Genomic DNA, 18,338 nt, shown 5'->3' with positions numbered 1-18,338 from the left:
TCGGTGGACATGGGGGATATAGTGCCTTATATGAGCCCGGCCTGCACATTCGTGCAACTCTAGCTTAGGAAGGTGGTGACACCACATGCAGGTCAGCGTTCGTGACAATAACGTCGAACAGGCCCTTCGGGCCCTGAAGAAGAAACTCCAGCGCGAAGGCGTGTTCCGCGAAATGAAGCTCAAGCAACATTTCGAGAAACCGTCCGTCAAGAAAGCGCGCGAGCAAGCCGAGGCCGTTCGTCGTGCCCGTAAACTCGCTCGTAAGAAAGCGCAGCGCGAGGGTAACCTCTAAGACGTTCGCGTCGAAGCTGGGCCTTCGGGCCACCGTTGAACCCCCGTGCATCGCCCGGGGGTTTTTCGTCATACGGGGATGGCGGTGGTGCGGAACACCGTCTTCAGCGCGAAAGAGGAATGCATCTGCGCCACCCCCGGCAGCCGCGCCAGATACTGCCGGTGGATGCGGGCGAAATCGTCGGTATCCTGCGCCAGCACCTTCAAAAGGTAATCGGCAGTCCCGGCCATCAGGTGGCATTCCATGACATCGGGGATGCGCTGCACCGCCGCCTCGAAGGCGGCGAGCACCTCGTCGGCCTGCCCCGACAGCGTGATCTCCACGAAGACGACGGTCGGCCGCTTCATCCGCCGCGCATCCAGCAGCGCGACATAGCCGGCGATCACGCCCTCCTCCTCCAACCGCTGCACCCGCCTGTGGCAGGCCGAGGGCGAGAGGTTCACCCGTTCGGCCAGTTCGGCATTGGTGATCCGGCCCTGCATCTGCAGGACGGAAAGGATGCGGCGGTCGGTCGGGTCGAGGGTCATGCGGGCGCACCTGTGGGGGATGCGCCCGGCATAGGCCGAACCGCGCCGTGGCGCAATGTCAGGCCTGACGCGCCAGCAGGTCGCGGATCTGCACCAGCAGCTCTTCCTGCGTCGGGCCGGGCGGCGGCACGGGGGCCTCGGCGGCTTCCTCCACTTGGCGGTGCGCGGCATCCTTCACGCGGTTCACGCCCTTCACGATCAGGAAGACCACGAAGGCGATGATGAGGAAGTTGATGCAGGCCATGATGAAGCTGCCATAGGCGAAGACGGCCGCCCCGGCCTCGCGCGCCTGCTCGAGGCTGGACCCTTCGGGCACATCGCCCGACAGCACCCAATAGAGGTTGGTGAAATCGATCCCGCCGATGACGAGGCCGATCACCGGGTTGATCAGATCCTGCACCACCGAATTGACGATCGCGGTGAAGGCCGCGCCGATGATGATCCCGACCGCCAGATCAAGAACATTGCCGCGCGCTATGAATTTCTTGAATTCTTCAATCATCGTCCTGTCCATCTTGTGATTGTCCGGCGGCAGAATACGCCGAGCGATCACGGAAAGGCGAGATGTTCGTTGGGATGGGGGCGGCCCATGCAGGCCGCCCCCCATGGATCAGATCTGTTCGGACTGTGCGCCGCTCTTGGGTTTGGCCTTGCCGAGGTTCGGCTCCTGCCCCAGCGGCTTCATCGGCTGGCTGGTGAAATCGCCCTTGCCGTCCACCGACGCGCCCGAGGACCAGCGGCCCGGTGCCGGCTCGCTCCCGTCGGCGTGGAAGCCGAGATAGGCATAGCTAAACTCGGTCTTCTCTTCGGCCTGCGGGTGGCTGTTGGGGATCGGGAAGGCGCCGGTCGCCCCGCCCAGTTCCTCCAGCGCGGCCATCCATTGGTTCTGGTGCATGGTGTCGCGCGCGATCAGATATTGCAGCATGTCCTTCATGCCCGGATCGTCGGTCATGTTGTACAGGCGCACGGCCAGCGTCCGGCCCGTGGATTCGGCGGCGATGTTGGCCGTCATGTCGGCGGCGATGTTGCCGCTGGCATAGATGTGGGACATGTCGAAGGGCACGCCGTCGCTGTCCACCGGCATGGCCGACAGGCCCGAGGACAGGAGGTTCTTGAGGTTGATGCCCCCCATCACCGCATTGATCGCGCTGTCCTTCGCCATCTCTTCCTTCAGGCTGAGCGGTGCGCCTTCGAGGTTCAGGGCGACGGCGGTGGCCAGCATCTCGATATGGCCCAGCTCCTCGGCGGCGGTGTTCATCAGAAGGTCGCGGAACTTCGGATTGCCGCGCGCGCCGCAGGCTTGGAAGAAGTACTGCATCGCGACGCGGATTTCGCCTTCCACACCGCCGATCGCCTGCTGAAGGGCGCGAGCGAAAAGCGGGTTCGGCGTATCGACGCGGACGGGGTATTGCAGCTTGTTGTCAACGTAGAACATGGATCCTCCGGGTATGGGGCCGGCCCGCAGGCGGGGCGGCATATGAATGGCGTTTGGGGTCAGACGTCGGCGCGGGCGCCCGCTTCGGCGCGGCCGATATAGGCGCGGGTGATGGCGGGAAGGTTCTCCTCGATCCACCGGGCCATGCGCCGCTCTTCCTCGAGGCTCTGGCGCAGCAGGGCGTTCGCCTCGGCGGCGCCGGTCTCCTCGGCGGCGGTCATCAGCGAGGTGTAGGCCGCGATCTCGAAATTCTCGAAGGCGAAGTTGGCGAAGCTGTTCTTCAGGATCTCGTCGGTGGCGGCGCTGTGGGTCAGTGCGGCCATGCTGCCGGTGAACGACAGGGCGGCATCCTTCAGCTTGGAATGGCTCTCGCCAAGCTCGCCGAGGATATGTTCCAGCCGGGCGATCTGGCCTTCCGTCTCATGGATGTGGCGCTCCAGCTGGGCAGCGACATCGGGGTAATGCTCGATCCGCTTCAGTTGCGGCTTCATGATGGACAGGGCTTGGTTCTCCATCCCGTGGGCGTTCTTAAGCCCGTCGAGATAGACGGAATGGGCGGGTCCGGAACGGGGCATGACATCCTCCTCATGTGTCGTCCTGTCCGATTGAAATCCCAAGCGGCGCGTTCTGTTCCAGAATGTCGCAGGGGGAATCCTGCGGGAACCATTCCCCGGCGCAGCCGTTCCGCACGGATGCCAGAAGGAGTGATCATGGCGGGGCTGGAGGAACGGGCGAAGGCCCTCGGCATCGCGGTCGAGTATGAGGGGACCGGCGGGCAGCATCACCGCGCCCCGGACGCCACGCTGGCGGCCCTGACGGCGGCCTTCGGGGATGGGGCGGGACCGGCCGATGCGACGCTGCGCGCGCCCGGCGGCGTGCGGTGCCACCTGCCGGACGGGCTGCGCGGTTGGGGCGTGGCGGTGCAGCTTTATCAACTCCGCTCGGACCGGAACTGGGGCATCGGGGATTTTGCGGATCTGTTGGCCCTTGCCCCGCATCTGGCGGCGGCGGGGGCCGATTTTGTCGGGCTGAACCCGGTGCATTCCCTGTTTCTGGCCGATCCGGCGGCGTGCAGCCCCTTTTCCCCGTCCGACCGGCGGTTCCTGAACCCGCTCTATCTGGCCGTGGACCGGATGAAGGGGTTCGTACCCACCATGGCCGATCCCGCCGCGCTGCGGGCTGTGCGGGGGACGGACCTCGTCGATTACCCGGCGGTGGCGGCGCTGAAGCTGCGGGCGCTGCGGGCGATCTGGATGGCCGCCGGATCGCCGGATGCGGACCCGGCCTTTTGCGCCGAAGACCGGGACGATCTGGACCGCCACGCCCTGTTCGAGGCCGTATCGGCCCATATGGCGGCGCAGGGGCATGGGGCCGCATGGACGGAGTGGCCTGCGGATTGGCAGGAGGCGGACGGCCCCGCCATCCGAACCTTCGCTGCGGATCACGCCGCCGAACTCGCCTTTCACCGCTGGCTTCAGCAGGAAACCGACCGCCAGCTTGCCGCCGCCCACCGCGCCTGCCTTAAGGCCGGGATGCGCATCGGCCTCTATCTCGATTTCGCGGTCGGCGAGGCGCGCGGCGGCGCCGGAAGCTGGGGCCGCACCGATGTTCTGAACGGCGTGCGCATCGGCGCCCCGCCCGATTACTTCAACGAAAGCGGTCAGGACTGGGGATTGATGGCCCTATCGCCCGTGGCGATGACCGAAGGGCGCGCGGCGCCCTTTGCCGCCCTGATGCGCCGCGCGATGACCCATGCGGGCGCGCTGCGCATCGATCACGCCATGGGGCTGTGGCAGCTTTTCCTGATCCCCGACGGGACGGACCCGTCGGCAGGCACCTATGCCCGCTATCCGGTGGGCGATATGCTGACGGCGCTGGCCGATGCCTCGCACGCGCGGGGGGCGATGATCATCGGCGAGGATCTGGGCAATGTGCCGGACGGTTTTCGCGCGGTGATGGACGAGGTGGGCATCCTTTCCTACCGCATCCTTTTGTTCGAACGGGGCGAGGCCGGCTACATCCCGCCCGCCGACTATCCAGTGAATGCGATGGTGTGCCTATCGACGCATGATCTGCCGACGTTTCAGGGCTGGTGGCAGGGCGATGACATCCGCCTGCGCCGCCGCTTCGGCCTTGTCCGCGCCGCCACCGCCGAGGAACAGACCGCCGCCCGCAAGGGGGAGCGCCGCGATCTGCTGAACGCCCTCGCCGCCGAAGGGCTGATCGCGCCCGGCACCACGCCCCCCGCCGAAGGCCCCGCCCCCGAGGCGATCGTCACCGCCGTCCACCGCTTCCTCGCCCGCGCTCCGTCCCGCCTGATGGCCGTACGGCTGGAGGATCTGGCCGGAGAGCTGCGCCCCGTGAACCTGCCCAGCACCACGGATGACGATCACCCCAACTGGCGCCCAAAGCTGCGCCGCGACTGGCGGGAGATCGTCCGCTCGGACCGCTTCGGCGCGCTGACGCAGGCCATCGCCGCCGAACGTCCCCGGAACAAGTAGGGCATTGGTTCACGTCAAGCTGACCTCAAAACGCCTACGCCGCACACATATAGCCCAAACATTAGGCATGTACGCGAGATACATCCGCCGAATTGGCTGAACCTTTTGCGTAACCAATTAGGAATAGGCTCAGTGGTCCAGGAACAAAGGATCACGAGATGCCGTCCGAATCTCCACAGGAAGTTAACTCCGCCTATGCCCTCGAACGGTTGCGCACCTTTCTAACCGAGGCCGATCTTGCAAGCGGCAGCCGCCTGCCGACCGAGCGGCAATTAGCCGAGACCTTCGGCGTCGGGCGCCGGGCCCTACGCCGCGCCCTCGATGCGCTGGAGGCTGAGGGCCTGCTCTGGCGGCGCCAGGGGGCCGGAACCTTCCTCGGCGAGCGCGATGTCGCGTCGCTCAGCCCCTCGGCCCTGATCGCCACCACCGATTTCGCGGAGATCATGGAAGTCCGTTTGCGGATCGAACCGGCTCTGGCGCAGATGGCGGCCCTGCGTGCCCGCCCGGATGAGGTGGAACGGATGCGCGACCTTGCCGAACGCATCAGCGCCTCGGAAGATGCCGATGCGCGCGAATTGTGGGACGGCATGCTGCACCGCCTCATTGCGCAGGCTGCGCGCAACACTCTGTTCCTTGGGCTGTTCGACATCGTGAACCGGATCCGTCAGGATGCGGCGTGGTGCGCCATCCGCGAACAGGCCCGCATCAGCGCGGGATCGCGCGCCATCACGATCATGCAGCACACCGCCATCGTCGATGCGATCGGCGCGCGCGACCCCGCCTCCGCGGGGCGCGCCATGCACGAACATCTTTTGCTGCTTCAGGACACGCTGAACCGGCAGACGAGCCATTACCCAGACCAGAGCCCGGACGTACCGGCGCCACCCCCCATCCAGCAAGGAAACCTGACATGATGCTCAACACCCTGACCGCCTCGGCCCTGATCGCGCTGCTGGCGGCGATGCCCGCGGCCGCGAACGAACTGCGTATCGGCCTGCAGGACGATCCGGACGTTCTCGATCCGGCGCAATCGCGCACCTTCGTCGGCCGCATCGTCTATACGGCGCTGTGCGACAAACTGGTGGACCTGTCCGAGGATGTGGACATCGTTCCGCAGCTCGCCACCGATTGGAGCTATGAGAATGATGGCCTCGATCTGGTGATGAACCTCCGGGACAGCGTCGTCTTCCACGACGAGACGCCTTTCGACGCCGAGGCGGTGGTCTATAACATCAACCGCTACATGACGATGCCCGAGAGCCGCCGCAAATCGGAGCTTGCGTCCATCGACAGCATCGAAGCCACCGGTCCCCTTCAGGTGACGTTCCATCTGAAGGCCCCGGACAGCTCGCTTCTGGCGCAGTTGTCGGACCGTGCGGGGATGATGGTCTCGCCCAAGGCGGCCGAAGCGGCGGGGGCCGATTTCGGCGCAAATCCCGTCTGCTCCGGCCCGTTCGAGTTCGTAGAGCGGGTTCAGCAGGATCGCATCGTTCTGGACAAGTTCCCCGCCTATTGGAACGCCGATCAGATCCATATCGACCGCGTCACCTATCTCCCGATCCCAGACACGACCGTACGTCTTGCCAACCTCCGCTCGGGCGAGTTGGACATGGTGGAACGCGTGGCCGCCACCGATGCGGCGGCGGTCGAGGCCGATCCCAAACTGCAGATGCAATCGGTGACGGGCCTTGGTTACATGGCGCTCTACAGCAATGTCGGAAACGGGCCGAATGCGGAGAACCCATTGGGCGAGGATGCGCGTCTGCGGCAGGCCTTCTCCAAGGCGATCGACCGTGAGGCGTTGATGCAGGTCGTGTTCGAAGGTCAGGCAACGCCCGGAAACCAGCCCTTCCCGCCTTCGAGCCGGTGGTTCGACAAGGACAATCCCGTTCCCGCGCGCGACCTCGAAGGCGCGAAGGCGCTGATGAAGGAGGCGGGCCATGACCGCGTTCAGATCACGCTTCAGCACGCCAACAACCCCGTCACCACGCAGATGATGCAGGTGATTCAAGCAATGGTGGCCGAGGCGGGCTTCGATGTTCAGCTTCAGGCGACCGAGTTCGCGACCCTTCTGGCCGAACAGACCGCGGGCAATTTCCAAATGTCCCGCTCCGACTGGTCGGGCCGGGCGGACCCGGACGGCAACATCCATCAATTCGTGACCACCGGCGGCGGCCTGAACGATGCCGGTTACAGCAACGCAGAGGTGGACCGCCTGCTGAACGACGCCCGCACCCAATCGGATATCGCCACGCGCAAAGCCGATTACGATGCCGCAGGCAAGATCCTCGCGATGGATCTGCCGATCATCTATCTCGGCCACCAGACCTACATCTTCGCCGAAGATACCGGAGTGCAGGGCTTCAAGGCCTATCCCGACGGAATGATCCGCCTCGAGGGTGTGACCGACGAAGATTGACCGGCGGGCGGGGGGAGCACCCCCGCCATCCCCTGAAAGGCCACGACCATGCTGATCTACATCCTCAGGCGCATCCTCGTTGCGCTTCCGACGCTGGTGATCGTTTCCATCCTTGTGTTCTTGCTGCAGAAACTTCTGCCAGGCGATCCGGTGCTGGCGCTGGCGGGCGAAGAGCGCGATCCCGCCGTGCTGGAGGCGCTGCGCGCGCAGTATCACCTGAACGATCCGCTGATCGTGCAATATGGCCGCTGGATCGGCGGCGTGCTGCAGGGCGATTTCGGCATGTCCCTGCGCACCAATCAGCCGGTGCTGGAGCTGATCGGGCAGAAGCTGCCCGTCACGCTGCAACTGGCGGTCATGTCGATGATCTTCGCTTTGGTGATCGGGATTCCCGCCGGTATCCTTGCAGCGGTGAAGAAAGGGACATGGATCGACTGGCTGGCCAATCTTGTGGCGTTGTCGGGCCTGTCGATCCCGAATTTCTGGCTCGGGATCATGCTGATCCTCACGGTATCGGTCAATCTAGGCTGGCTTCCCGCTTCGGGGTATGAATCCTTCTTCGTCGATCCGCTCCGCTCCATACAGACTATGCTGATGCCGTCCTTCGTGCTGGGCACGGGCCTTGCCGCGACGCTGATGCGGCACACTCGCTCGTCCATGCTGGGGGTGATGCGGGCCGATTACATCCGCACCGCCCGCGCCAAGGGCTTGAGCGGGCGCGAAATCGTGATGGTGCATTCCTTCCGCAACGCGTTGCTGCCGGTGATCACCCTCACGGCGCTGCTCTTCGGCGAATTGCTGGCGGGCGCCGTGCTGACCGAACAGATCTTCACGATCCCCGGTTTCGGCAAACTGATCGTGGATGCCGTCTTCAACCGCGATTACGCCGTGGTGCAGGGCGTGGTGCTGTGCACCGCCGTCGGTTTCCTCGCGATGAACCTTGTGGCCGACATCCTCTATGTTCTTCTGAACCCGCGCATGAGGTCCGCACTATGACCGCCATCCTCGCCCCCCTGCCGAAAGCACAGAACCAGGCATGGCGGAAATTCCGCCGCAGTCCCTCGGCGATCGTCGGCTTCGCCATCGTCGCCTTCTTCGTAGCCTTGGCCGCACTCGCCCCGCTTCTGCCAATACAGGACCCGCTGGCGACGAGCTGGACGGCGATCCGTAAGGCCCCCTCGGCACTCTATTGGATGGGTTCGGACGAGATTGGGCGCGATGTGCTGTCGCGCATGATCTGGGGAGCGCGGGCCTCACTGATGGCCGGGGTCGTCTCGGTGGCCATCGCGGTGACGGTGGGTGTGCCGATCGGCCTTATCGCGGGCTATTTCGGCGGCTGGACCGATACCGTCATCTCGCGCTTCACCGATGCGCTGCTGGCGATGCCGTTTCTCATCATGGCCATCGCCCTTGCGGCCTTTCTCGGGCCGAGCCTTACGAATGCGATGATCGCCATCGGCCTCTCGGCGACACCGGTCTTCATCCGGCTGACGCGCGGTCAGGTGCTGGCCGTCAAGACCGAGGATTATGTCGAGGGCGCGCGCTCCATCGGCCTCGGCCATGTGGACATCATGCGCCGTTACATCCTGCCCAACATCGTCCCGCCGATCATCGTGCAATCCACCTTGACCGTCGCCACGGCCATCATCGCCGAAGCCTCGCTCTCCTTCCTCGGGCTGGGTCAGCAGGCCCCCGCCCCCAGCTGGGGATCCATGCTGAACGTGGCCAAGAACTTCCTGACGCAGGCGCCGTGGATGGCGATCTGGCCGGGCACGGCGATCTTCCTCGTCGTCATCGGCTTCAACCTTCTGGGCGACGGTCTGCGCGACGCCCTCGACCCCCGCGAGAATTGACATGACAGCCTTCACCACCCGCCCCGAACTGACCGGCACTTTCGGAATGGTCGCCTCGACGCATTGGATCGCGTCCTCCGTGGGGATGAGCATTCTAGAGAAGGGCGGCAATGCCTTCGACGCCGCCGTGGCCACCGGCTTCGTACTGAATGTGCTGGAGCCGCATCTGAACGGCCCCGCTGGCGATATGCCCGCCATTCTCTATGATGCGAAATCGGACAAGGTGCAGGTGATCTGCGCCCAAGGACCGACCCCGGCTGCAGCCACGATCGAACATTACGCGGCCGAGGGGATCAAGGTCATTCCGGGAAACGGGCTTTTGGCTACGGTGATCCCCGGCGCCTTCGACGGCTGGATGCTGATGCTGCGCGATTACGGCACCATGAGCGTGGCCGAGGTTCTGGCCCCCGCAATTCATTATGCCGAGCATGGCCACCCCCTGCTGCCCCGCGTCGCGGATACCATTTCGGGGTTGCAGGATTTCTTTGCCGAACATTGGCAGACATCGCATGCCACATGGCTGCCGCAGGGGCAGGTGCCGGTCGCAGGGGCGCTGTTCCGCAATCCGGCTCTGGCGCGCACATGGTCCCGCCTGGTGGAGGCGGCGCAAGGCCCGACGCGCGAAGCGGCGATAGATGCCGCTCGTGACGCCTTCTATCGCGGGTTCGTGGCCGACGCGATCCACCGCTTCTGCGCAGAGACGGAGGCAATGGACGCTTCGGGCCAGCGCCATCGGGGGGTGCTGACGGCCGATGACATGGCGGGTTACCGCGCCACGGTGGAGGAGCCGCAACTCGGCACCTATCACGACTGGACCGTGGCCAAGACGCAGGCATGGGGTCAGGGGCCGGTGCTGCTGCAGTCGCTGAAACTGCTCGAAGGGTTCGACATCGCGGCGATGGACCCATCCGGCCCCGATTTCGTGCATACGGTGATCGAGGCGATGAAACTCGCCTATGCCGACCGCGAGGTCTATTACGGCGATCCCGACCACGCCGCAGTGCCGATGGATATACTGCTGTCGGATGCCTACAACGCAGAGCGGCGGGCTTTGATCGGCCCCGCCGCCTCGCGCGATCTGCTGCCGGGCACCGTTCCGGGCTTCGAGGCGCAGCGCGATCTGACGCTGCGCGTCATCGACGGGTTGGGTCAAGGCGCAGTCTATGAACCGACCATGGCGCATCTGTCGGAAAAGCGCGGCGATACGGTCCATGTGGATGTGGTGGATCGCTGGGGAAACATGGTCTCGGTCACGCCGTCTGGCGGATGGCTGCAATCCTCGCCCATCATCCCCGAACTCGGTTTCTGCCTGAACAGCCGGGCGCAGATGTTCTGGATGCAGTCGGGCCTGCCGACGTCGCTCGCCCCCGGCCGGCGGCCGCGCACCACGCTGACCCCCTCGCTGGCGCTCAAGGATGGCCGACCGACCTTGGCCTTCGGCACACCGGGCGGCGATCAGCAGGACCAATGGCAACTCGCCTTCTTCCTGCGCTATGTGCATCACGAACCGAACCTGCAGGCCGCGATCGACCTGCCGCTGTTCCACTCTACCCATTTCCCCGCCAGCTTCTATCCGCGCACGCGCAAGGCGGGCGGCATGCTGATCGAGGCCCGCGCCGGAGAGGCGACCATCGCCGAACTGCGCCGCCGCGGCCATGACGTGGCCGTCGCGGGCGATTGGGACATCGGGCGCCTGACGGCGGTGCGGCGCGATCCGAGCGGGCTGTTGCGCGCGGCCGCCACGCCGCGGCTGATGCAAGCCTATGCGGTCGGACGGTAAGCATGGTACTACAGGTTCAGGGACTAACGACTTCGTTCAAGACCGATGCTGGATGGATCCCGGTGGTGCGCGATGTCAGCTTCGATGTGAAGGCGGGCGAAACGGTGGCCGTGGTCGGCGAATCCGGCTCCGGCAAATCCGTCACCTCGCTGTCGATCATGGGGCTACTGGAAAAGGGCCGTTCGCGCATCGAGGGGCAGATCCTGCTGGACGGGCGTGATCTGACCGCCCTGCCCGATGCCGAGATGCGCCGCATCCGCGGCAACGACATCGCCATGATCTTCCAAGAGCCGATGACCTCGCTGAACCCCGTCTTCACCGTCGGGCGGCAGATCGGCGAGGTGCTGCTGCGCCACAAAGGCATGAACCGCGCCGAGGCACGAGCCGAAACGCTGGCCCTCATGGACCGGGTGCGCATTCCCAATGCTCGCAGCCGCATCGACGAGCATCCGCACCAATTCTCCGGCGGGATGCGTCAGCGGGTGATGATCGCGATGGCCCTCGCTTCGCGGCCGAAGTTGCTGATCGCGGATGAGCCGACGACGGCGCTCGATGTGACGATACAGGGTCAGATCCTCGATTTGATCAAGGAGCTTCAGGCCGAGCAGAACATGGGCGTGCTGTTCATCACTCATGACATGGGCGTCGTTGCCGAAATCGCGGATCGCACCGTGGTTATGTTCCGTGGCGATTGCGTGGAAACAGGGCCGACCCCGCAGATCTTCACCGCTCCGCAGGAACCCTATACCCGGGCGCTGCTGGCCGCCGTGCCAAGACTGGGCAGCATGACCGGCGAGGCATGGCCCCTGCGCTTTCCAAAGGTGGACATGGGCACCGGCACGATCGAGCCGCTACCTCCCGTGGCAAATACCGTGCAGCGTTCCGGCACGCCGCTGCTTTCGGTCCGAAACCTCGTAACGCGTTTCGATGTGGGAAAGAACCTTCTGGGCCGTCCTTCCGGTGCAGTTCATGCGGTGGAGGATGTCAGCTTCGATCTGCATCACGGCGAGACGCTGTCCCTCGTGGGAGAATCGGGCTGCGGAAAATCCACGACCGGGCGGTCGATCCTGCGGCTGATCGAACCCGCTTCGGGCCAGATCACGCTGGACGGTTACGATGTGCGCGACCTTGGCCCGGCGGATCTGCGGCGGATGCGGCGTTCGGGGCAGATGATCTTCCAAGATCCGTTCTCCAGCCTGAACCCGCGGATGACCGTGGGGCAGACCGTGGCCGAACCGATCCTGAAGCACGGCCTTGCCACCGGCGCCAAGGCGCGCGCGATGACGGCGGACCTGCTGGATCAGGTCGGCCTGCCGCCCGCGATGATGGATCGTTACCCGCATGAGTTTTCGGGCGGGCAGCGCCAGCGGATCGCCATCGCGCGCGTGCTCGGGCTAAACCCCAAGGTGATCGTGGCCGACGAATCCGTATCGGCGCTGGATGTGTCGATCAAGGCGCAGGTATGCAATCTGCTGATGGATCTTCAGGAACGGCTGGGCATCGCCTATCTCTTCATCAGCCATGACATGGCGGTGGTGGAACGAGTCAGCCACCGCATCGCCGTGATGTATCTCGGCGAGATCGTGGAGATAGGCCCGCGTGAGGCGATCTTCGGCAATCCGCAGCACCCCTATACGCGCAAGCTGATCGCTGCCGTACCTGTCCCCGACCCTGCCCGCCGCGGCATGCGCCGCAATGCCGAGATCACCGAGCTGAAAAGCCCGGTGCGCCCGCGCGGCTTCGTACCGCCACGGCGGCAGTGGCGCGAGGTGGCCCCCGGCCACCGGGTGATGCTCTCCGAAGAGGCACCTCAGACGATGTAAGGCGGGGGGGCGGCGCGGGCGGTGGCGCGGAAGGCCGTCAGCCGCTCCGTCGCCTTTCCGGCCGAAGAGGCGAGATGCTGCGCCAGCGCCCGTTTGGCGCGGCGCACATCCCCCGCTGCCACGGCATCGAGCACCGCCAGATGTTCGTCCATGAAGGCATCGGGCACGCGCCCCGCCGCAACCTGAATGTGCTTGCCGGATACGAGGATGCAATGCGTGCGCTTCAGCGCGGCCAGCAGTTCGGGATTGCTCGCATGTTCCAAGCAATCGACATGCAGATCCGTCTCCAGCCGGTCCAGCGTCGGGCTGTCCACGGACGGATAGCTGTCGATCACCGCATGCAGGCGCTCCTGCATGGCGCGCAGATCCTCGGGCGGGATATGCGGGATCGCCGATTGCAGCGCCGCCGGTTCCAAGAGCACCCGTAACTGATAGAGGTGCTGGAACCGCGCCGCATCCAGCGGCACGATCCACCAATGCGCCCGCTCCCCCTTTTGAACGAGGCCCAGCTTCTCGGCCTGTATCAGCAGATCGCGCGCCACGGTGCGCCCGACATCGAGATGACGCGACAGCGCGAGTTCGTTCACGCGGAACCGGCCCATGACCGATTGCAGGATGATCTCCCGCTCCACATCGTAATAGAGCTGCTGCCATGTCGGGGCCTTGGCCGGGGGCTCGTCCTCGGCAAGGCCCAGCATGGCGGGGGTCAGGGGGATGCGGCGCGGCTCGTCCCCCGGCACCATCAGGCCGCGCCCGGCGAAACGGGTGACGCGGCCCTCTCCCTCCAGCGCGGCCAAGGCCTGCTTCACCGGCGCGCGGCTAGAGCCGACAAGGCCCGCCAGCGCGCTTTCCAGCAGAACGGTGCCGGGGGCAAGCCGCCCGGCATCGAGGCTGGCGCGCAGCCGCGCCGTCAGTGCCGCATAGGCGGGGGTGCGATCGATCTTGGGAATGACACGATCCTCTCAGGTAACGGCCCCGATCTGCCACGGAACGAATTCGTTGTCACCGTAGTCGAACTCCTCGCTCAGCGTCCGTGCGCCCGAGGCGACGGCGATGACACGCTCGAAGATCTCCTCCCCGGCCTCTTCGATCGTGCGCTCTCCGGTGACGATGCCGCCGCAATTGATGTCCATATCCTCCTCCATGTGGCGGTACATGGCGGTGTTGGTGGCGACCTTGATCGTCGGCGCAGGCTTGAACCCCGACACCGATCCGCGCCCCGTGGTGAAGACGAGCATGTTGCACCCGCCCGCCAACTGCCCCGTCACCGCCACGGGATCGTAGCCGGGCGTGTCCATGAACACGAAGCCGGTCCGGTCGATCGGTTCGGCATATTCGTAGACGGCCTCCAGCGGCATGGTCCCGCCCTTGGCCACGGCCCCGAGCGATTTTTCGAGGATCGTCGTCAGCCCCCCGGCCTTGTTCCCGTGCGAGGGGTTGTTGTTCAGCTCCGCGCCGTTCCGCTCGGTGTAATCGCGCCACCAATCGATCCGGTCCACGAGGCGGCGGGCCACGTCGGGGGTGACGGCGCGGGCGGTCAGAAGATGCTCGGCGCCATAGATCTCGGGTGTCTCGCTCAGCACGGCCGTGCCGCCATGGCGCACCAGCAGATCCGCCGCATGGCCCAGCGCCGGATTGGCCGAAATGCCCGAATAGCCGTCCGACCCGCCGCATTGCAGCGCAAGTTTCAGCCCCGACAGCGGCTGCGGCGTGCGCGTGGCCGCCTGCGCGGCGGGCAGCATCTCGCGGATGATGTCCGAGGCGACCTCCACCGTGCGGCGCGTGCCGCCCAGTTGCTGGATCGTCATCGTCCGCAGCGTCGGACCTTCCTCGAGGCCGAATCGCTCCTTGATGAAGGCGATCTGATTGCTCTCGCAGCCAAGGCCGATCATCAGGATGCCGGCGAAATTGGGATTGCGCGCATAGCCCGCCAGCACCCGCGTCAGATAGAGATAGCCCTCCGTCTTCATGCTGATCGCGCAGCCGGTGCCATGGGTCAGCGCGACCACGCCATCGACATTGGGAAACGCCTCGAGTTCCGATCCCCGGTTGAAGCGATCGGCGATCGCGCGCGCCACCGTGGCCGAACAGTTCACCGAGGTGATGATCCCGATGTAATTGCGCGTGCCCACCTGCCCATCGGCGCGCAGATAGCCGTCGAAAGTGCGCCGCTCCGCCTCGGGCAGCAGCGGCGTCTGGCGGGCGGCTTCGGCGAAGCGATGCTCCACATGGCTGTCCTGCATGGCGAGGTTGTGCAGATGCACATGATCCCCCGCCGCAATCGCCGCCGAGGCGGTGCCGATCACCTGCCCGTATTTGACCACCGGCTGGCCGGGGGCGGTGTCGGTCAGCGCGATCTTGTGACCGCTCGGAATGTCGGCGGCGGCGGTGATCGCCCGCTCGCCCAGGGTGAAGGCGGTGCCTGCGGGAATCGCCCGGCGGGCCACGGCGACCGTGTCGTCGGGGTTCAGAACAAGGGCGGGAACGGTATCTGTAAGCATGTCGGCCACGTTTCCTAAAAATGGCTATTGCCTGCAATATCCGTCCATGCTACCTCTTCGTCAAGTCGAAACGTATCCAGCTGTGGGGAGGCAGAGGTGATGCGAATCAAGGCGTTGACACGTCATGCGCAGCCGCATGACGTGATCCGAAAGGTCCATCCCGATGGGCTATGAATTCGATTTCTCGTTCTTGTCGAGCTACGCGCCGGACATGTGGCGCGGGGTCTGGCTGACGCTGGGGATGACCTTCGTCTCCATCGTTCCGGGCTTCGTGCTGGGCACGGCGGTGGCGCTGGCGCGGCTTCATGGCGGGCCATGGCTGCGCGGGATCGCCACCTGCTATGTGGAGGCGATCCGCAACACGCCGCTGATCATTCAGGTCTTCTGGCTGTTCTTCGGCCTTGCGGTCCTGCAGATCTACATCGGCTCGTTCGTGGCGGCGGTGATCGCGCTGACGATCAATGTCGGCGCCTATACCGCCGAGATCATGCGCGCCGGGTTCCAGAGCATCCCCAAGGGACAGGTGGAAGCCGCCGAATGCCTCGCCCTCGGCCCGGTGCAGACCGTGCTGTCGGTGCAGCTGCCCCAAGCGGTGGAGCGGGTCTATCCCGCGCTCGTCAGCCAGTTCGTGCTGATGATGCTCGCCACCTCCATCATGTCCCAGATCTCGGCCGAGGAACTGACCGGCGTTGCCTATATGGTGCAGTCCTTCACGTTCCGGGGCTTCGAGGTCTACCTCGTGATCGCGGCCATCTACCTTGCGATGGCGACGCTGCTGCGCATCGTGCTGATGGGCGTCGCGCAGGTCAGCTTCCCGCGGCGGCGGCGGCTTCGCACCCCTCTTTGATCCTCATCCCGGCACCTGACGGAGGCTGTCATGCTTGGACTGACCATCGAACAATTCACCTACCTGTTCCGGGGCACCGGCTGGACGGTGGTGCTGTCGCTTCTCGGCTTTGCCGGCGGCACGCTTCTGGGCCTGCCCTTGGCGCTGGCCCGCCGTTCCGCCAGCCGGACGCTGCGGCTGCTGTCCTCGGGCTTCGTGCAGATCGTTCAGGGCATCCCGCTGCCGGTCATCATGTTCGTCGTCTATTTCGGGATGAGCATCGGCGGCTACAACGTGCCCGCATTGGTGGCGGCGGGGGCCGCGATGACGCTCTATGCCTCGGCCTATCTGGGGGAAATCTGGAAGGGCTGCATTCAGGCCGTGCCGAAGACGCAGTGGGAGGCCGGCGAATGCCTCGCCCTCAGCCCGCTTCAGCGTTTCGTCCATGTGATCCTGCCGCAGGCGGTGCGCATCGCCATTCCGCCCACCGTCGGCTTCATGGTGCAGATCGTGAAGAACACCTCCTACTCGGTGGTGATCGGCTTCTTCGACCTGACCTACTCGGCCAAGGTGCTGAACAATTCCACCTACATGCCCTTCACCGTCTTCACCATCGCCGCGGTGCTGTACTTCGCGATCTGTTTCCCGATGTCGATGATCGCCCGCCGCTACGAACGCCGCCTTCAACGGACGTAAGAGAGAGCCATGAACGCCATGAACGCCATCCATGAGACGCGGGCCACGACGGCCGCACCGCTCGTTGCCTTCCGTGACGTCCGCAAGAGCTTCGGCGCCTTCGAGGTGCTGAAGGGCATCGACCTCGACATCGCCCCGGGGGAGGTCGTGGCGCTGATCGGCCGGTCCGGTTCGGGCAAGAGCACCGCGCTGCGCTGCGTGAACGGCCTCGAGAAGATCAACGGCGGCACGCTGACCGTCTGCGGACGCCATCTGCACGAAAGCGGCACCGACCTGCGCGATCTGCGCAAGGATGTCGGCATCGTCTTTCAAAGCTACAACCTGTTCCCCCACCTGACGGTGGAGCAGAACGTGACGCTGGCCCCGCGCAAGGTGCACCGGATCAGCGCGGCCGATGCGCGGACCCTTGCGGCGGATGTGCTGGCGCAGGTCGGCCTTTCGGACAAGGCCGGAAATTATCCCGAACAGCTTTCGGGCGGGCAGCAGCAGCGCGTGGCGATCGCCCGCTCGCTGGCGATGCGGCCCAAGCTGATGCTGTTCGACGAGGTGACATCCGCGCTCGATCCCGAACTGACGGGCGAGGTGCTGCGCACCATCGAACGGCTGGCGGCCAGCGGAATGACGATGGTGCTCGTCACGCACGAGATGTCCTTCGCCAGCTCGGTCGCCGACAAGATCGTCTTCATGCATCAGGGCCGCGTTTGGGAAACCGGCGACGGGCGCATGCTGTCGGCCCCGCAAACGGCCGAACTTCAGCAATTCGTGGGCAACGGTCTCTGACCCGAGCCGGACACGCGGACCGGCGGGGAGGCCGGCATCCGCAGAAATGGGAGGATACCATGACTGTTCGCACCTATCTTGGCGCCATCGCGCTTTCGCTGGTGGCCGGGGCGGCGATGCCGGCCCTTGCCGATACCTTGGACGACATCAAGGCGCGGGGCAGCGTCATCGTCGCCATCGATGTCAGCCACCCGCCTTACGGCATGCTCGACAGCGCCACCCGCGAAACCGGATCGGACGTGGAGACGGCGCAGCTTCTGGCCGAGGATCTGGGCGTGAAGCTGCAACTCGTGCCCGTGTCGGGGGCGAACCGGGTGCCGTTCCTGCTCTCCAACAAGGTGGATGTGGTGATCGCGTCCTTCTCCATCACGGACGAACGCCGGAAGGTCATCGACTATTCCCGGCCCTATGGGGTGATCCCGGTCGTCATCTCCGCCCCCGAGGGCGAGGCGATCACCGAGGCGCAGGATCTGGCCGGCAAGGCCATCGCGGTCGCCCGCGGCACCACCGCCGATATCGAACTGACGCGCCTCGTGAAGGATACGGGCGTGCGCGCGAACATCGTCCGCTACGAGGACGAGGCGACGGCCACCACCGCCGTCGCAACCGGCCAGCAGAAGATGCTGGCGGCCGCCCTTTCCACCGCCAACGCGCTGGCCGAGCAGAACCCCGGCCTCGGGCTGGAGGTGAAGATGAACATGGCCTCCTATCCGATGGCCATCGGCCTTCGCAAGGATGAGCCGGCGCTGAAGGAGGCGCTGGACGGCTGGGTGCTGGCGAACCTGCAGAACGGCAAGCTGAACGGCATCTACGAGAAGTACTTCCACCAATCCCTGCCCGCCGATCTCGCGGAATGATCACTGGCCCGGCCACGCGGCCGGGCATCCCCCAAACCACCGGAGGCG

The 18,338-nt window shown here is 65.4% G+C and carries 18 protein-coding genes and 1 pseudogene; 12 read left to right on the top strand and 7 right to left on the bottom strand.

Translation table 11 applies throughout. The features are described from left to right. Positions 1 to 85: 85 nt before the first annotated feature. Positions 86 to 292 carry a 30S ribosomal protein S21 gene (rpsU, locus tag GR316_RS11260; protein WP_128254633.1) on the top strand — a complete coding sequence of 69 codons (207 nt, stop codon included), beginning with the start codon at positions 86 to 88 and terminating at the stop codon, positions 290 to 292. 68 nt (positions 293 to 360) lie between these two features. On the opposite strand, the gene GR316_RS11255 is transcribed toward rpsU, so the two are convergent. The 4 genes from GR316_RS11255 to GR316_RS11240 form a co-directional block, all read right to left on the bottom strand. Next, entirely contained in the window at positions 361 to 819 is a 459-nt protein-coding gene (locus GR316_RS11255) for an Lrp/AsnC family transcriptional regulator (RefSeq protein ID WP_211784002.1), read from the bottom strand. A 58-nt stretch (positions 820 to 877) separates the two neighbouring features. Further along, the gene (gene mscL, locus GR316_RS11250) at positions 878 to 1,321 is read right to left on the bottom strand and encodes a large conductance mechanosensitive channel protein MscL (RefSeq protein WP_211784001.1); all 444 of its coding nucleotides are present in this window, start codon (positions 1,319 to 1,321) and stop codon (positions 878 to 880) included. A 108-nt stretch (positions 1,322 to 1,429) separates the two neighbouring features. Further along, the gene (locus GR316_RS11245) at positions 1,430 to 2,254 is read right to left on the bottom strand and encodes a manganese catalase family protein (RefSeq protein WP_211784000.1); all 825 of its coding nucleotides are present in this window, start codon (positions 2,252 to 2,254) and stop codon (positions 1,430 to 1,432) included. 59 nt (positions 2,255 to 2,313) lie between these two features. Then, positions 2,314 to 2,829, bottom strand: coding sequence for a ferritin-like domain-containing protein (locus GR316_RS11240; protein WP_211783999.1), 516 nt, complete (start codon positions 2,827 to 2,829; stop codon positions 2,314 to 2,316). A gap of 135 nt (positions 2,830 to 2,964) precedes the next feature. On the opposite strand from GR316_RS11240, the gene malQ reads away from it, so the two are divergent. The 7 genes from malQ to GR316_RS11205 all read left to right on the top strand — a co-directional run bounded on the left by malQ (position 2,965) and on the right by GR316_RS11205 (position 12,630). Next, positions 2,965 to 4,755 (top strand): 4-alpha-glucanotransferase, encoded by a 1,791-nt coding sequence (gene malQ / locus GR316_RS11235; protein WP_211783998.1) that lies wholly within the window; start codon positions 2,965 to 2,967, stop codon positions 4,753 to 4,755. 158 nt (positions 4,756 to 4,913) lie between these two features. Further along, positions 4,914 to 5,669 carry a FadR/GntR family transcriptional regulator gene (locus GR316_RS11230; RefSeq protein WP_211783997.1) on the top strand — a complete coding sequence of 252 codons (756 nt, stop codon included), beginning with the start codon at positions 4,914 to 4,916 and terminating at the stop codon, positions 5,667 to 5,669. Beyond that, positions 5,666 to 7,174 (top strand): ABC transporter substrate-binding protein, encoded by a 1,509-nt coding sequence (locus GR316_RS11225; protein ID WP_211783996.1) that lies wholly within the window; start codon positions 5,666 to 5,668, stop codon positions 7,172 to 7,174. Before GR316_RS11230 ends, GR316_RS11225 begins: the two co-directional genes overlap by 4 nt. A gap of 48 nt (positions 7,175 to 7,222) precedes the next feature. After that, positions 7,223 to 8,170 (top strand): ABC transporter permease, encoded by a 948-nt coding sequence (locus GR316_RS11220; protein WP_211783995.1) that lies wholly within the window; start codon positions 7,223 to 7,225, stop codon positions 8,168 to 8,170. Next, positions 8,167 to 9,027 (top strand): ABC transporter permease, encoded by an 861-nt coding sequence (locus GR316_RS11215; protein WP_211783994.1) that lies wholly within the window; start codon positions 8,167 to 8,169, stop codon positions 9,025 to 9,027. The genes GR316_RS11220 and GR316_RS11215 overlap by 4 nt, the downstream gene beginning before the upstream one ends. Position 9,028: 1 nt before the next feature. Then, complete coding sequence (locus tag GR316_RS11210) at positions 9,029 to 10,807, top strand: gamma-glutamyltransferase family protein (RefSeq protein WP_211783993.1); 1,779 nt, start codon at positions 9,029 to 9,031, stop codon at positions 10,805 to 10,807. A gap of 2 nt (positions 10,808 to 10,809) precedes the next feature. Next, positions 10,810 to 12,630, top strand: a complete 1,821-nt coding sequence (locus tag GR316_RS11205) for an ABC transporter ATP-binding protein (protein ID WP_211783992.1) — start codon at positions 10,810 to 10,812, stop codon at positions 12,628 to 12,630. Here GR316_RS11205 and GR316_RS11200 read toward each other — a convergent pair. From GR316_RS11200 to GR316_RS11195, 3 genes and pseudogenes are all read right to left on the bottom strand, one after another. Continuing rightward, the gene (locus tag GR316_RS11200; RefSeq protein ID WP_211783991.1) at positions 12,618 to 13,427 is read right to left on the bottom strand and encodes a GntR family transcriptional regulator; all 810 of its coding nucleotides are present in this window, start codon (positions 13,425 to 13,427) and stop codon (positions 12,618 to 12,620) included. The two genes, GR316_RS11205 and GR316_RS11200, sit on opposite strands and share 13 nt — an antisense overlap. Next, positions 13,428 to 13,532: pseudogene (locus GR316_RS13945) on the bottom strand (GntR family transcriptional regulator); the annotation flags it as partial. A 60-nt stretch (positions 13,533 to 13,592) separates the two neighbouring features. Next, positions 13,593 to 15,131 carry a UxaA family hydrolase gene (locus GR316_RS11195; protein ID WP_211783990.1) on the bottom strand — a complete coding sequence of 513 codons (1,539 nt, stop codon included), beginning with the start codon at positions 15,129 to 15,131 and terminating at the stop codon, positions 13,593 to 13,595. A gap of 163 nt (positions 15,132 to 15,294) precedes the next feature. On the opposite strand from GR316_RS11195, the gene GR316_RS11190 reads away from it, so the two are divergent. From GR316_RS11190 to GR316_RS11175, 4 genes are read left to right on the top strand one after another with little or no spacing between them, the layout of a single operon-like run. Continuing rightward, complete coding sequence (locus tag GR316_RS11190) at positions 15,295 to 15,978, top strand: amino acid ABC transporter permease (protein WP_211783989.1); 684 nt, start codon at positions 15,295 to 15,297, stop codon at positions 15,976 to 15,978. 30 nt (positions 15,979 to 16,008) lie between these two features. Further along, complete coding sequence (locus GR316_RS11185; protein WP_211783988.1) at positions 16,009 to 16,653, top strand: amino acid ABC transporter permease; 645 nt, start codon at positions 16,009 to 16,011, stop codon at positions 16,651 to 16,653. Positions 16,654 to 16,671: 18 nt separating this feature from the next. Next, complete coding sequence (locus GR316_RS11180) at positions 16,672 to 17,433, top strand: amino acid ABC transporter ATP-binding protein (RefSeq protein ID WP_211785207.1); 762 nt, start codon at positions 16,672 to 16,674, stop codon at positions 17,431 to 17,433. Positions 17,434 to 17,492: 59 nt separating this feature from the next. Continuing rightward, positions 17,493 to 18,290, top strand: a complete 798-nt coding sequence (locus GR316_RS11175; protein ID WP_211783987.1) for a transporter substrate-binding domain-containing protein — start codon at positions 17,493 to 17,495, stop codon at positions 18,288 to 18,290. The last annotated feature ends 48 nt before the right edge of the window (positions 18,291 to 18,338 follow it).

This window comes from Falsirhodobacter algicola, assembly GCF_018279165.1.
Taxonomy (GTDB): domain Bacteria; phylum Pseudomonadota; class Alphaproteobacteria; order Rhodobacterales; family Rhodobacteraceae; genus Falsirhodobacter; species Falsirhodobacter algicola.
This window is presented reverse-complemented; position numbering and strand designations above follow the sequence as displayed.